This is a genomic window from Bacillus sp. FSL K6-0994 (assembly GCF_038630815.1).
Lineage (GTDB): Bacteria > Bacillota > Bacilli > Bacillales > Bacillaceae > Bacillus > Bacillus safensis.
The window spans coordinates 1,605,344-1,621,318 of record NZ_CP152043.1; the positions used below are offsets into that span (position 1 = coordinate 1,605,344).

General features: G+C 40.9%; 11 protein-coding genes. All 11 read left to right on the plus strand.

Features of this window, described 5'->3' with window-relative positions; genetic code table 11:
* Positions 1–9: 9 nt before the first annotated feature.
* The 11 genes from dapG to MHB69_RS08245 all read left to right on the plus strand — a co-directional run bounded on the left by dapG (position 10) and on the right by MHB69_RS08245 (position 15,891).
* Entirely contained in the window at positions 10–1,224 is a 1,215-nt protein-coding gene (dapG, locus tag MHB69_RS08195) for an aspartate kinase (RefSeq protein WP_034281880.1), read from the plus strand.
* Between the two features lie 30 nt (positions 1,225–1,254).
* Entirely contained in the window at positions 1,255–2,121 is an 867-nt protein-coding gene (gene dapA / locus MHB69_RS08200; RefSeq protein WP_342496154.1) for a 4-hydroxy-tetrahydrodipicolinate synthase, read from the plus strand.
* A 171-nt stretch (positions 2,122–2,292) separates the two neighbouring features.
* Positions 2,293–3,960 carry a ribonuclease J2 gene (gene rnjB / locus MHB69_RS08205; protein WP_034281883.1) on the plus strand — a complete coding sequence of 556 codons (1,668 nt, stop codon included), beginning with the start codon at positions 2,293–2,295 and terminating at the stop codon, positions 3,958–3,960.
* A 119-nt stretch (positions 3,961–4,079) separates the two neighbouring features.
* The gene (locus MHB69_RS08210) at positions 4,080–4,808 is read left to right on the plus strand and encodes a ClpP family protease (protein WP_024424124.1); all 729 of its coding nucleotides are present in this window, start codon (positions 4,080–4,082) and stop codon (positions 4,806–4,808) included.
* On the plus strand, positions 4,805–5,041 hold the full coding sequence (locus MHB69_RS08215) for a YlzJ-like family protein (RefSeq protein WP_008344712.1): 237 nt from the start codon (positions 4,805–4,807) through the stop codon (positions 5,039–5,041). Before MHB69_RS08210 ends, MHB69_RS08215 begins: the two co-directional genes overlap by 4 nt.
* A gap of 110 nt (positions 5,042–5,151) precedes the next feature.
* Positions 5,152–7,527, plus strand: a complete 2,376-nt coding sequence (locus MHB69_RS08220; protein ID WP_342496155.1) for a DNA translocase FtsK — start codon at positions 5,152–5,154, stop codon at positions 7,525–7,527.
* Between the two features lie 163 nt (positions 7,528–7,690).
* Positions 7,691–8,416: a GntR family transcriptional regulator gene (locus MHB69_RS08225; protein ID WP_024424122.1), complete on the plus strand. Its 726-nt coding sequence runs from the start codon at positions 7,691–7,693 to the stop codon at positions 8,414–8,416.
* 99 nt (positions 8,417–8,515) lie between these two features.
* Positions 8,516–9,748, plus strand: a complete 1,233-nt coding sequence (locus MHB69_RS08230) for an MFS transporter (RefSeq protein ID WP_170825840.1) — start codon at positions 8,516–8,518, stop codon at positions 9,746–9,748.
* Positions 9,749–10,059: 311 nt separating this feature from the next.
* On the plus strand, positions 10,060–13,176 hold the full coding sequence (locus tag MHB69_RS08235; RefSeq protein ID WP_211042730.1) for an MMPL family transporter: 3,117 nt from the start codon (positions 10,060–10,062) through the stop codon (positions 13,174–13,176).
* Positions 13,177–13,321: 145 nt separating this feature from the next.
* Positions 13,322–14,602 carry a pitrilysin family protein gene (locus MHB69_RS08240; protein WP_120206995.1) on the plus strand — a complete coding sequence of 427 codons (1,281 nt, stop codon included), beginning with the start codon at positions 13,322–13,324 and terminating at the stop codon, positions 14,600–14,602.
* Positions 14,599–15,891 (plus strand): pitrilysin family protein, encoded by a 1,293-nt coding sequence (locus tag MHB69_RS08245; protein WP_025092606.1) that lies wholly within the window; start codon positions 14,599–14,601, stop codon positions 15,889–15,891. The genes MHB69_RS08240 and MHB69_RS08245 overlap by 4 nt, the downstream gene beginning before the upstream one ends.
* Positions 15,892–15,975: the final 84 nt, after the last annotated feature.

The following is a 15,975-nucleotide window of genomic DNA, read 5'->3' on the forward strand; positions in this document are numbered from 1 at the left end:
GTGAAAACAGTGAAAATAATTGTCCAAAAATTTGGCGGTACATCTGTCAAAGATGATCAAGGTAGAAAAAGGGCACTTGCACATATCTTATCTGCAAAAGAGAAAGGCTATAAGTCGGTTGTTGTCGTTTCTGCAATGGGACGAAAAGGCGATCCCTATGCGACAGATACGCTGCTCGGTCTGCTTTACGGCAGCGCGCAGCATATGACAAACAGAGAAAAAGACTTGCTTGTTTCCTGCGGAGAGAATATCTCAGCTGTTGTGTTTTCAAGTATGCTGAATGAAAACGGTCTAAAGGCTGTAGCGATGACTGGAGCTCAGGCGGGCTTTGTGACAGATAAGGAGCATACAAGTGCGAAAATTATTGACATGAAGTGCGAACGTCTGGAAGCAGCACTGTCTGAACATGATGTTGTCGTTGTCGCTGGGTTCCAGGGAGCCGCGAAAAATGGAGACGTGACAACAATCGGACGAGGTGGCAGTGATACGTCCGCAGCAGCTTTAGGCGCTGCATTGCAGGCAGACTTTATTGATATTTTTACAGATGTAGAAGGCGTTATGACAGCAGATCCCCGCATTGTTGAAAATGCAAAACCGCTGAGAGTCGTGACATATACGGAAATTTGCAACCTCGCATATCAAGGGGCAAAAGTCATTCACCCGCGAGCTGTTGAAATTGCGATGCAGGCAAAAGTACCAATGAGGGTGCGTTCAACATACTCTGATGATGAGGGCACGCTCGTTACATCACACTACTCAGATAAAATGAGCCATGATGTGTATGACCGCCTCATTACGGGTATTGCACATGTCAATGATGTGACACAAATCAAAGTCCCTGCAAAAGAAGGTCAGTACAGCGTACAAACAGAGGTCTTCAAAGCAATGGCAAACGCACAAATCAGTGTCGACTTCTTCAATATCACACCGAGTGAAATTGTGTATACAGTGACAGGTGCAATGACTGAAAAGGCAACGTCGATCCTAAAAGATCTTGGCTATACACCAATTGTGACAACAAATTGTGCGAAAGTATCAGCTGTTGGCGCAGGCATTATGGGTGTACCAGGTGTCACATCTAAAATTGTAACGGCTCTATCCGAGCAAAACATTCCGATTTTACAATCGGCTGACAGTCATACGACCATTTGGGTGTTAGTGAACGAAGAAAACATGAGAGCGGCTGTCAATGCCCTGCATGAAGTGTTTGAACTTTCAAGATAAATGTGATTGAATCATGATGAGGTGAAAAAAATGAATTTCGGAAATATCGCAACAGCTATGATTACACCTTTTGATAAAAAGGGCAACATCGATTTCCAAAAGCTATCAATTCTCATTGATTACTTGTTAAAAAATGGCAGTGACTCCTTAGTCATTGCAGGGACAACAGGCGAATCGCCAACTTTATCGAATGAAGAAAAAGTCGCTCTTTTTCAGCAATCGGTCAAATTAGCAAATGGTCGTTGTAAAATCATTGCAGGAACAGGCAGTAATAATACAAATGCGTCTATCAAACTAACGAAAAAAGCAGAAGAAGCGGGCGTTGATGCAGTGATGCTTGTCGTACCTTATTACAACAAGCCATCACAGGAAGGCATGTATGCACACTTTAAAGCCATTGCCGAGTCTACATCTCTTCCTGTCATGCTTTACAATGTACCAGGAAGAACGGCTGCGTCATTAGCACCAGAAACAACGATTAAGCTTGCGCAAATACCTAACATTGTTGCCATCAAAGAAGCAAGCGGCGATCTTGATGCCATGACAAAAATCATTGCAGAGACGCCAGAAGATTTCGACGTATATTCAGGGGACGACAGTTTAACACTTCCGGCTGTATCTGTTGGTGCAAAAGGAGTTGTCTCGGTTGCGTCTCATATCGTAGGGCTGGATATGCAGCAAATGCTGAAAAGCTATGCTTCAGGCCAGACAGCGAATGCAGCATTGATCCATCAAAAGCTGCTTCCAATCATGAAACAGCTTTTCTCAGCGCCAAATCCAACACCTGTCAAAACAGCCCTTCAGCTGAAAGGACTAGATGTCGGATCTGTTCGTCTTCCGCTTTTGCCTTTGTCAGAAGAAGAGAGACTGGATTTAAGCAGCGTTTTAAACAGCTGATCAAAACAAAAGATTTCGTAAGCGGTCATTCTCAGATGTCCCTGAGTATGACCGTTTTTTATACATAAACACTTTCTTAAAATGTGACTTCATCTTGTTTTCTAAAATTAGATTCAGTTATAATAGCATTAAGCGATGATGGACGGGCTTGAGACTAGGAGGATAAGAATTTTGAAAAAGAAAAATACAGAGAACGTAAGAATTATTGCACTCGGAGGCGTTGGAGAAATCGGAAAAAACCTATATGTCATTGAGATTGATTCGGACATATATGTAGTAGATGCAGGTTTAATGCATCCAGAAAATGAAATGCTGGGCATTGACGTCGTCATTCCTGATATCTCTTATTTAACAGAGCGTGCTGATCGGGTGAAAGCAATTTTTCTTACCCACGGACATGATGAAGCAATCGGAGGCGTATTCCATTGCTTGAGCAAATTGTCTGTACCAGTCTACGGAACGAAGCTGACCCTTGCGTTACTTCGAGAAAAATTAAAGCAGTATGGCTTCAATCAAAAAGCTGATTTGCGTGAGGTACATGCAAAATCAGTTATTACTTTTGAAACAACAAAAGTATCGTTCTTTAGAACGAATCACAGCATTCCTGATTCAGTTGGGATCAGCTTCAAAACCTCTCTTGGTTCAATCGTATGCACAGGTGATTTTAAATTTGATCAAACCCCAGCGCTTAACCAAGCCTGTGACATCGGAGAGATTGCGAAAATTGGAAACAACGGCGTTTTAGCACTACTTTCAGACAGTGCAAATGCGGAAAAACCAGGCTATACACCTTCTGAGGCGCTCGTCCAAGACGAAATCTCAAATGCGATGTACAATGCTGAAAATCGTGTGATTGTTGCTGTGTCTTCATCTAATATTAACCGCGTGCAGCAAATCATTAATGCAACAAATCAAAATGGCCGTAAGCTTGCCGTTGCAGGGAAGAATATGATGACAACCCTTCAGCTGGCGATCAAGCTTGGTTATGTTACAGCAGACGAAGAATTATTTGTACCCGTTCAAGAAGTGAAGAAAATGGCGAAAAACGACGTGGTCATCCTGACCGCTGGAAGCCACGGAGAGCCGCTTGCTGCTTTAACAAAAATGGCGAAGCAAAATCACAAACAGCTTCATATTGAAAAAGATGACACGGTTGTGATTGCATCTACACCTCTTCCTGGACAAGAACTCACATACTCTAAAACAGTGGATTTCCTTACAAGGAGCGGAGCACAAGTCATTTTTGCGCAAAAACGTGTACATGTATCTGGACATGGGTGCCAAGAAGAGTTAAAGCTGATGCTGAACTTACTAAAACCGAAGTACTTAATTCCGGTGAATGGCGAATATCGTATGCAAAAAGCACATTCTCGTATTGCTGAAGAAGTAGGTATGAAACGCAGTGACATTTTCTTGATTGATAAAGGAGATGTTGTTGAGTTTAGAGGACAGAACGTCAAAATCGGTGAAAAAGTTCATCAAGGAAACATTTTGATCGATGGTCTTGGCGTTGGTGATATCGGAAACATCGTGTTACGCGATAGACGTCTATTGTCTCAAGACGGTATCTTGATTGTTGTCATTACGCTCGATAAACAAAAGAAACAATTAATTTCTGGACCTGAAATCATCACAAGAGGATTTGTCTATGTAAGAGAATCCGAAGAGCTGATTGTGAAAGCAACAGAAATGGTCAAAGAGATTGTCAAAGAGCAAACGGAAAACTCAATTGTTGAATGGTCAACATTGAAACAATCCATGCGTGATGTGCTAAATCAATTCCTATATGAAAAAACAAAACGTAAGCCGATGATCATTCCAATTATTATGGAAGTGTGATGATAAAGCCCAAGGAGCATAAGCTCTTTGGGCTTTTTTGATGTGGCATGAGGAATGCGGATGGAATATGCCCTATTTGTTCATAATAGGAGAAGAGTTTGAGGAAAGGATGGAGACAAATGGACGAAAAGAATGAACAGCAGCCTGAGCGAAAGCCAGAAGAAAAAGACAGCATTATGAGCAAAATACAGCAGCTTGGTGAAACAGCCGTTCCGCAGCTGCCGCAAGATACAAATATCCATTGCCTCACCATTATTGGACAAATTGAAGGCCACATGCAGCTTCCACCGCAAAATAAAACAACCAAATACGAACATGTCATTCCACAAATCGTAGCTGTTGAACAAAACCCGAAAATAGAAGGTCTTCTGATCATCTTAAATACAGTAGGAGGAGATGTTGAAGCGGGACTCGCGATTGCAGAAATGCTTGCTTCTTTATCGAAACCAACTGTCTCGATTGTGCTTGGCGGCGGCCACTCGATAGGTGTCCCGATTGCTGTATCGTGTGACTATTCGTATATTGCAGAAACAGCCACAATGACCATTCATCCTGTGCGATTAACAGGTCTTGTGATTGGCGTTCCGCAAACCTTTGAATACTTAGATAAAATGCAGGAAAGAGTCATTAACTTTGTTACAAGCCACTCCAACATTACAGAAGAGAAGTTTAAAGAGCTCATGTTCTCAAAAGGCAATTTGACGAGAGACATCGGAACAAATGTCGTTGGTCATGAGGCAGCAGAATACGGACTCATGAATGAAGTGGGCGGTGTAGGACAAGCGATTAAAAAGTTGAACGAACTTATTGGAGACAGGGCATCTCAAAACGAGGGGCTGATCCAATGATTTTATATACGCCTATGCCATATGAAGCCATTTACGCTGAGGAACAGGGAGAACGCAAGCTCCAGCAGGTAAACATTCAAGGTGTGCCAGTGATGGTTGAAATGAAAGAAGATGAAGCAGAAATTGTTCAAGTCATGAGCACCAATCCAATGGATTTTCTCAATCAAGAGCTTGCACCAGGCAAGCGATTGAAGTTACATTTAGGCACCAATCAAACCGACTCATATGAATGATTCTATGCTATAATAAAGGGAAAACTTACAACAAGATGCAGCCAAAACCAGGCTGCTTTCTTTCTGATCTTTCGGTAGGTTATATTTTCTTTCGTAGTAAGGTGATGAGTATGGCTAAAAAGAGAAAACGGAAAACGAGAAAAAAACAAAATAAACAGCTAAAACTGAAATATGAATTAAATGGGTTAGTCTGTATTGCCATAGCGATCATTGCCATTTTACAGCTGGGCGTTGTTGGACAAACCTTTGTACATCTATTCCGATTCTTTGCAGGTGAATGGTTCATTCTCTGTCTTATCGGATTATTTCTTTTTGGTGTGACGATTTTCTGGAAAAAACAAATCCCAGATATTTTAACAAGAAGAAAAGCAGGTCTCTACTGCATCATTGCGAGCGTCTTGCTTTTGTCACATGTGAAGCTCTTTCAGCATCTTTCATCTGCTGGTGTCATTGGCTCTCAAAGTGTGATTAGAAATACATTTGAGCTCTTCTTGATGGATATGAAAGGTGAAACAGGATCGCCTGATTTAGGGGGCGGCATGATCGGAGCCGTATTGTTTGCTGCTTCTTATTTCTTATTTGCACAAGCAGGCTCGCAAATCATGGCGATTGTTCTGATGCTGATTGGAATTGTCCTGATTACAAACCGATCCCTTCAGGAAATGGTGAAAAAAGTGACGATTCCTCTATCACAATTTATGGTGAAGCAGTGGAAAGCCTTTGTTGAAGATATGAAAGGAATCAGGCAGGCCAAAAAGAGCGCGTCCTCTCAGAAAACAGGTGAAAAGAAAAAACGTTCACGCATTCAAGAAGAAGAAGACGAGGATGATCTGATCTTGATCGAAGAGGAAACGCCGTCTTCTGATAATAGCCAGCCGATTATTTCAAGCTTTGCAGACAGAGATGACATTCTCACTCCGACGGTTCAAAAAAAGCAGGCGGCAAAAGAGACAGCGCCTCTTCAGGACTCTGTGCAAAGTGCACCAGTTCAATCAGATACAGCCGATGAACCAAAAGAGGCGCCTCCGATGACATTTACAGAACTTGAAAACAAAGATTACGAATTGCCGTCACTTGATATTTTGGCAGAGCCCCAGCATTCAGGTCAGCAAACAGATAAGAAAAATATTTATGAAAATGCCAGAAAGCTTGAAAAAACATTTCAAAGCTTTGGTGTGAAAGCAAAAGTCACACAGGTTCATTTAGGTCCAGCTGTGACCAAATATGAAGTATATCCAGATGTTGGTGTGAAGGTCAGCAAAATCGTCAATCTAAGTGATGATTTAGCCCTCGCGCTCGCAGCAAAGGACATTCGAATTGAGGCGCCGATTCCTGGCAAATCAGCCATCGGCATCGAAGTTCCGAATGCAGAAATTGCTATGGTTTCATTAAAAGAGGTATTAGAATCGAAGCAAAATGACCGTCCAAATGCTAAGCTCCTCATTGGACTCGGCCGTAATATTTCGGGTGAAGCCGTGCTTGCTGAAATGAACAAAATGCCGCATTTGCTTGTAGCAGGTTCGACTGGAAGCGGAAAAAGTGTGTGTATCAATGGTATTATCACAAGCATTCTCATGAGAGCGAAGCCTCATGAAGTGAAAATGATGATGATTGATCCGAAAATGGTTGAATTAAATGTGTATAACGGTATTCCGCACCTTTTGGCTCCTGTCGTAACTGACCCTAAGAAAGCCTCGCAGGCACTGAAAAAAGTAGTCAGCGAAATGGAACGCCGCTATGAATTGTTTTCGCATACGGGGACAAGAAATATTGAAGGATACAATGATTACATTAAACGGATGAATCAAACAGAAGATGCTAAACAGCCAGAGCTTCCTTATATTGTTGTCATTGTAGACGAGCTTGCAGATTTAATGATGGTCGCTTCTTCTGATGTGGAGGATTCCATTACAAGACTTTCTCAAATGGCACGTGCTGCGGGAATTCATTTGATTATCGCCACACAAAGACCTTCTGTCGATGTCATTACAGGTGTCATTAAGGCCAACATCCCGTCCCGCATTGCCTTTAGCGTATCCTCACAAACCGATTCAAGGACGATCCTTGATATGGGAGGCGCAGAAAAGCTTCTAGGCAGAGGGGACATGCTGTTTTTACCTGTTGGTGCAAACAAGCCGGTTCGTGTGCAAGGCGCCTTTTTATCAGATGAAGAAGTGGAGCATGTTGTGGATCACGTGATCACACAGCAAAAAGCTCAATACCAAGAGGAAATGATTCCGAGCGAAGAAACGCAGGATCAGCTTGCGGCTGTGGAAGATGATCTGTATGATGAAGCAGTTGAATTGATTATCGGCATGCAGACGGCTTCTGTTTCTATGCTGCAAAGAAGATTCCGCATCGGTTATACTCGGGCGGCACGTCTCATTGACGCAATGGAAGAGCGGGGCGTGGTAGGCCCATATGAAGGAAGTAAACCGAGAGAAGTTCTTCTCTCAAAAGAACAATATGACGAGCTCTCTTCATAATTGAAGAGAGCTTTCCTGAAAAATAGTAAACGATAGTATGATTATGTTAACTGGATGTCAGACTATTTATTTATTTGCAAAAACATGATATAGTTATGTTCAACTTATCTCGGAATAGAGATTTCTCATCTTATCATTTGCATTGATTAGACGGAGGGAAAACATGTCGACCAAAACAGACAATCGCCATTTATATTTGAAAGTGATTGACCGTATTAAAGAAGATATTCAAACAGGTGTATATGCCGAAAAAGAAAAGCTGCCTTCTGAGTTTGAGCTCTCAAAACTTTTAGGTGTGAGCAGAGCGACACTGCGTGAGGCCCTTCGTATATTAGAAGAAGAGAAGTATTTAATTAGAAGGCATGGGGTAGGGACTTTCGTCAATTCAAGACCACTTTTTTCGACAGGCATAGAACAGCTGACAAGTGTCACGAAAATGATTGAGCAGGTCAATATGACGCCTGGCACCATCTTTTTATCCTCGCAAGAAGGGGAGCCAACAGAGAATGATGTCATTCGTTTTCAGTGTGATAAATCTGATGGGATTTTTTCAATGGAACGCGTTCGAACGGCAGATGGGCAGCCAGTTGTTTATTGTTTAGATAAAATTCCGGTCAAACATCTTCCCGCTTCTTTTACACATGAAGAAGAGTCTCTTTTTGAGCTGTTTGGAAGAGAACCGCACAGCGGGATTAAATATGCAGTTGCTGACATTGAACCAATTGGCTACCACGATCAGGTCTCACCGATTCTAGATTGTGACCCTGAAACGGCGTTATTATTACTGAAACAAATGCACTATGATCAGGATGATCAGCCGGTCTTATACTCCCTCAATTATTTTCGAGCGGATAAATTCAGCTTTCATGTCATACGCAAACGATTTTAACAAGCAGTCGCTTCCATAGGCGTCTGCTTTTTGTTTGCCCATACATAATACTCGTCAAACTTGCCACACTAATACGTAACAGTATATAGAATTGGGTGAATGATGTTGGGCGAGAAAACAGTCAGTAAAAAGAATATCATTGCATTATCATCAGTCCCTCTAATCATGACACTAGGGAACTCGATGTTAATACCAGTATTGCCAGAGATAGAAAAGAAACTCTCAATTACTTCCTTTCAAGTCTCTCTCATTATTACGGTATATTCGGTTGTAGCCATCTTATGTATTCCAATCGCCGGTTACTTATCAGACCGGATTGGGCGGAAAAAGGTACTGCTGCCGTGTCTTTTAATCGCCGGACTTGGAGGAGCTGTGGCAGCAGTCGCCTCAACGATCATGAAAGAACCTTATATGTGGATTCTGTTTGGAAGGGTCCTTCAAGGTATTGGTTCAGCTGGAGCCGCACCTGTCGTTATGCCGTTTATTGGAGATTTGTTTCATGATGATGAAGAGGTCAGTGCAGGACTTGGCGCCATTGAAACCTCTAATACAGCAGGTAAGGTACTAAGCCCTATTATTGGGGCACTTCTTGCTTCATGGTTTTGGTTTGTGCCTTTTTGGTTCATCCCGTTCTTTTCGATCATCAGCTTTCTCATGGTACTGTTCATGGTAGAGTCGGCGAAAAAAGAGGAGGACCCGCCTACATTTAAAGAATTTTTAAAATCAACAAAGACCATTTTTAAGCATGAGGGACGCTGGCTTTATGCCATTTTTGCTATTGGCGGTTTTATTATGTTTCTTCTTTTTGGTGTGCTTTTTTACCTATCCGATAACCTAGAGGCGGCTTATCAAATAAAGGGCGTCAAAAAAGGGCTCTTGCTGAGTATTCCGCTCCTTTTTCTATCAATCAGTTCCTACATTGCTGGAAAAACGATTGGAAAAGAAAAAGGAAAAATGAGAATCTTTTTAATTGTAGGGATGGCTTTGTTATCACTTTCTTATATTTTTTTATGGTGGAATCACAGCTTTTACGTATTGTTTATCTGTTTAAGCATTGGCGGAGTGGGCATCGGTATTGTGCTGCCTGCACTTGATGCGCTGATTACAGAAGGAATTGAAAAAGAGCAGTGCGGTACCATTACGTCATTTTATAGCAGTATGCGTTTTATTGGTGTTGCTTTAGGACCTCCGATTTTTGCCTATCTAATGGATAAAGGGGACTCCATTGTTTTTATTCTCTCGACCATTTGCAGTCTCATCTCACTATTTTTGGTCCTCTTTTTCATCCAGCCAGATGAAGAGGATGAGAGTGAACAATTAAAAACGGTTTAAATATAGAAAAAAGATGGTATTTTGCCATCTTTTTTCTTTTTTATAAATTGACATGTAAAATTTTGATAGTTAAACTAATGTATAGTAATATCTTTTAAATTATCCCAAATTGGAGGTGTTCAAAAACATTCATTTTCTGTCTTTCTTTAGGCAGAAATTGAGCACGCGTGCTGATGATGGAGATATGCTTCTTCAACACGAAAGGACAATTGAATAGGTCATCCTGCCATTTGAAGGAGACGCAGTCAGCACTTCAGACACGCTCAAATACAGCAAATTGATTGAAGAAGTAGAAGGAGCTTGAAGCAGCTATGTTGCAAATAATTAAAGCAAGATGGATTGTATTAGTGGTGTGGATGATAACAGCTGTGATTCTGTTTATTACTGCGCCCGATTTAGAGGAATTAACAAGAGAAAAAGGGCAATTAAAGGTTCCGGAGGGGACACCAACAGCTGAGGCACTTCACCTATTGGATAAGCTGTCAGATAAGAACGGGAAGAAAGATACAGGTGTGCTTGTATTCTCCGAACAACATCTGTTCCCTGCGAAAGAGCAGGAATTAAAAAAGGCTTTAGCTGCACTCATGTCAAATGCCCCAGAACTCCACATTGACGGAATTACTTCGTATTTTCATGTAGATCCGGACATTCAAAAACAACTTTTATCAAAGGATAAAAGTACACTTCTTGTTCCATTCAAATTCGACCACTACGAAACAAAAGCTGTGAAGATTAAAGAACAAATTGAGGAAGTTTTAAAGCCCTATCATGTCTCATATGAAATAACGGGTCAAAAGTTTGTGGATTCAGATGTCATTCAAAGCTCTCAACAAGGTCTGAAGAAAACCGAACTTATCACGATGATTTTTATTTTCTTTATTTTAATTATTGTTTTCAGATCGATATTGGCACCTGTTGTTCCGCTCATTACGATAGGCATTTCTTACGCTGTCAGCCGGTGTATTGTGGCTTTTCTCGTAGAATATACACAATTTCCTCTATCTAATTTTACTCAGATTTTTATGGTAGCCATTATGTTCGGTATCGGAACGGATTATTGCATCCTGCTGTTAAGCCGTTTTAAAGAGGAGATCGGTCAAGGCCGTGATGTCAAAGAGTCGATTATCGTCACATATCAATGTGCAGGGAAAACGGTATTTTTCAGCGGCTTAGCCGTGTTAGTCGGCTTCTCAAGTATTGGATTTGCTAAATTCCAATTGTATCAATCAGCCGTTAGTGTTGCCGTTGGAGTGGGCATTCTTCTGATTGCCCTTGTCACCATCGTTCCCTTTTTTATGTCTGTTTTCGGAAAATCTCTTTTCTGGCCATCTAAAAGAGAAAACATTCGGCACCCGCAAAGTAAAATGTGGGAATGGGCTGGGCGTTTTTCATTTAAAAGGCCGCTCATCAGCTTAGGGTTAGTCGCTCTTATTACGGTACCTCCTATTCTGATGTACGACGGCACCCTGTCTTATAACAGTTTAAATGAAATTGGGAATAAGTATGAGTCGGTGTCTGCATTTAATACGATATCAGAGCAATTTGGCTTTGGTGAAGCGCTGCCGCTGAATGTGCTTGTCGAAAATGATGATAAGCTAGATAATCAAGAAAAGATTGTCATGATTGAAAAACTGACTCGTAAATTAAATGACATTGACGAAGTCAAAACAGTCCGCAGTGTCACGCGTCCTGTTGGGGACGGGCTGAGCCAGCTTTATGTCACCTCTCAAGCGAAAGAGCTGGGAGGAGAACTTGGCAAAGGCCATGAAGGAATCGGGAAAATTTCAGATGGCTTGACCGAAACAAATCTCGCTCTTCTCAAACAAAAACCAAAAATTGAAGAATCCGCTCAAGGCATTGACCAGCTGATTGATGGAACAAAAGCAATCAAAAGCGGTGTCGGAGAAGTCAGGGAATCCCTAATCTCTTTAGAAGATGGGGTGAGACGCAGTAAGGAAGGCGTCGGCACCATTCGAAGTAAAATCAAAAAAGCGAAAAAAGAATTAGAGCAAGAATATCGCAGCAGCGAAACGATGATTCAAGAGTTAGAGCGTGTGGTGAATACACTTGAACGCCATGCGAAATCAAATCAGCAGCTGATAACAACCATTAAGAAAGTAAAAGCATCCTATGAAAATCTATCATTTGAAGCACTAGAAAATCGTCTTCCAGAAGTAAAAGACATGGATGAATATAAAGAAATCAAGAAAGTATTCAAAGAAACAAAAGGAATGCTTGATCAAGCAGGGGATCAAATGAGTGTATATGAAGAGGAAGCCGCTCATTTTAAGCAAAAGATCAAGCAGGCAGATCAAGTGATTCAAACCTTATCAAGCAAGCAAAAAGAAGTAAAACGCCAAGTGCAAGCGCTCATGGACGGGCTTGATCAAATTTATGACGGCCTTGACCAAACAAATGAGGGCCAAAAACAATTGATTAAAGAAATGCCTAAAATCGAAGATGGTGCAGATCAGCTGACAGAAGGCCAAAAAGCCATCAAAAAAGGATTTAGTCAGCTTTCATCGAAACTTACGTTATTAACAGATGGATTAGATGAAAGTATTGAAGGGCTTGAGCAGGTCAAAAGCGGCTTCACCGAGGCTGACGGCTACTTAAAGCAGCTTCAGCAAGCGCCAGATGAAGAAGTAACGGGCTGGTTTATTCCAGAAGAAGTGCTGAAACGCCAAGAATTTAAGCAAATCTTTCATACGTATATGTCTCCAGATCGTAAATTAACGACTTTTGAAGTCATCTTAAATGTGAATCCATACAGCAATGAAGCGATGAAAGGTGTCGCGAAAATTGAGGAAACCCTTGATCAATATTTACCTGTAAGTGGACTCAAAAATGCCAAATACGGGGTATCTGGTATCTCAAGCTTAAATGTGGACTTAAAAGAAACGTCTGACGGTGACTTTATTCGAACTGTTATCTTCATGTTAATTGGTATTTTTATTATTTTAATTATTTTATTACGGTCAATCGTCATGCCGATATACTTAACACTTTCACTGATTTTAACGTATTTTACATCAATCGGTTTAACAGAATGGATCTTTAAAACATTTTTTGGCTACGATGGTGTCAGCTGGGCTGTCCCATTTTTCAGCTTTGTCATTCTTGTGACGCTCGGGATCGATTATTCCATCTTCCTCATGGATCGTTTTAATGAATGGAAGGGAGAGCATGTACAAGCATCGATGATATCAGCGATGAGAAATATGGGTTCTGTCATTATTTCTGCAGTGGCCATTTTAGCAGGTACGTTCGCTGCTATGCTGCCATCAGGAGTATTATCGCTTGTTGAAATTGCAACGGTCGTACTCATTGGACTTTTATTATATGCTTTTGTTGTATTGCCCCTCTTTATTCCGGTCATGGTTCGTATTTTTGGTAAATGGAATTGGTGGCCGTTTAGAATGAAATAACGACTGGCGTCTCTGCTATGAGCAGAGGCGTTTTTATTTCCTATCCTTTCCTCTGATTGATATAATGTCTATTAAATGGCTGTTTCACGTATATATCAGCCATGTTCTAATACATAATAAATAGGATGAACAAAGGAGGTTTCTCATGACGTACTTACAAGAGAAGACACTGGACACACCTGGTCTTCATACTCATATTGTCAAAACAGAAAAATTTAAAACTGTGACAATTCTTTTTAAAATGCTTGCACCGCTATCCAAAGATGACGTCACCATGCGTTCTCTTTTCCCGCATGTGCTGTTAAGAGGAACAGAAAAGATGCCCAAAACAGGAGCACTGCGTGCCTATTTTGATGAGCTCTATGGAGCAACCGTTTCGGCAGACATGGCAAAAAAAGGTGAGAATCACATCATTACCTTCCGCCTAGAAATGGCGAATGAAAAATATTTAAAGGATCAAACTCCTTTACTAGAAAAAGGGATTTCCTTACTATCCGACCTATTATTCCACCCGTATGTTGAAGATGGGGTGTTTAGTCAATTATATGTGGATCAAGAAAAACGCACTTTAAAACAGCGAATTCAGGCAGTTTATGATGACAAAATGCGTTATTCGAACTTAAGACTCGTGCAGGAAATGTGTAAAGGAGAACCTTATGCACTGCACGTCAATGGTGAAATGGAAGACATTGACGCCATCACAGCTCACTCGCTCTTTGAAGCTTATGAGCATGCGCTTCAATCAAACCAGCTTGATCTTTATGTTGTCGGAGATGTTGACGAAGAAGACATCAGCCGAATGGTCTCCCAGTACTTTAAAACAAGTGAAAGAGAACCAGTCAAAAAGCAGACTGAATCAGCAAGAGCTCAAAATGGACCAAAAGAAGTCATTGATGAAGAGGACGTAAAACAAGGCAAGCTGAATATCGGCTTTCGCACACATACAACGATTGCAGATAAAGATTATCCGGCACTGCATTTGTTTAATGGCATATTCGGCGGTTTCTCGCATTCTAAGCTTTTCATTAATGTTCGGGAAAAAGCAAGTCTTGCTTACTACGCTGTGTCTAGACTTGAGAGCTTTAAAGGCTTGATGATGGTGATGTCAGGAATTGAAGTCGGCAACTACCAGCAGGCAGTGGACATCATCAAAGAACAATTTGAAGCGATGCAAAAAGGTGATTTTTCAGATGAAGCAATTGATCAAACAAAAGCAGTCGTCAAAAACCAGCTGCTTGAAACGATCGATACGTCTTATGGAACAGCAGAATATTTGTATCAGCATGCCGTTGTGCCAACTGGGGAAACCCTTGATTCCTTTTTAGAAGCATTAGACCGAGTGACAAAAGAGGACATCATCAAAGTGGGTCAGAAAATCGAATGGGATACGACCTATTTTCTTAAAGGAACGGAGGGTGCTTCATGACAGTGAAAACAATTCAATTCGATCAGCTGCAAGAAACGGTCTATCACGAAAAAATGGAAAGCGGACTTGACGTCTATGTGCTGCCAAAGCAAGGGTTTAACAAAACCTATGCGACTTTTACAACAAAATATGGCTCTGTCGATAACGAATTTGTGCCGCTTGGAAAAGAAGACATGATTCGAGTGCCTGACGGAATTGCCCATTTCTTAGAGCATAAGCTGTTTGAAAAAGAAGATGGAGACGTGTTTCATACTTTTAGTAAACAAGGAGCATCCGCAAACGCTTTTACAACGTTTACAAGAACGGCTTATTTGTTCTCAAGCACTTCAAATGTCGAACAAAACCTTGAGACACTCATTGATTTTGTTCAAGAGCCTTATTTTACTGAAAAAACAGTCGAAAAAGAAAAGGGCATCATTGGTCAAGAGATTAACATGTATGATGACAATCCGGACTGGCGTTTATTCTTTGGTCTGATTGAAAATTTATATCAAGAGCATCCTGTGAGAATAGATATTGCTGGAACAGTAGAGAGCATTGCCCCTATTACAAAAGATCATTTATATGAATGCTATGAAACGTTCTATCACCCGAGCAATATGCTTCTATTCGTTGTCGGTCCTGTTGATCCGAAGCAAATTTTAGATCAAGTCAGAGCGAATCAGGCGAAAAAGCCATTTACAGACCAGCCGGAGATCAAACGAAAAGACATCAATGAGCCTGAAGGTGTATACCGGAAAGAATACGAACTTCCAATGAACGTACAAGGCTCTAAATGTATGTTCGGTTTGAAAACAAAGAATCCGCATAAAAAAGGAAATCAGCTGCTAAAGCATGAGCTTGGGATGAATCTCATTTTAGAGACGCTGTTTGGCAAAAGCTCCTTACAATATGAACAGATGTATGAAAAGGGCTTAATTGATGAAACATTCAGCTACGATTATACCGAAGAAGGCGGTTTTGGCTTCACTTCAGTTGGAGGGGATACAAATGATCCTGATCAACTCGCAAAAGTATTAAAAGAAACCCTTCTTCAAGCAAAAAGCCTCATGACAGAAGAGAAAATTGAGCTTGCACGCAAGAAAAAAATCGGCAGCTTTTTAAAAGCCATGAATTCTCCAGAATACATCGCGAACCAATTTACTCGATATGCATTCTTAGACATGAGCTTATTTGATGTCGTCACAATGCTGGAACAAATTCAATTAGCTGATATTCAGCAAATTTTAGATGAAGAAATTGATGAAGAACGGATGTCTGTTTTCAAAGTCGTTCCAAAAACAAAATAAATTTAAAAAGACAAACTCATATCGGCAGAGTTTGTCTTTTTTATGTTCATTGAAAAAGCCGCTTTATTTACGAGGATATTCATT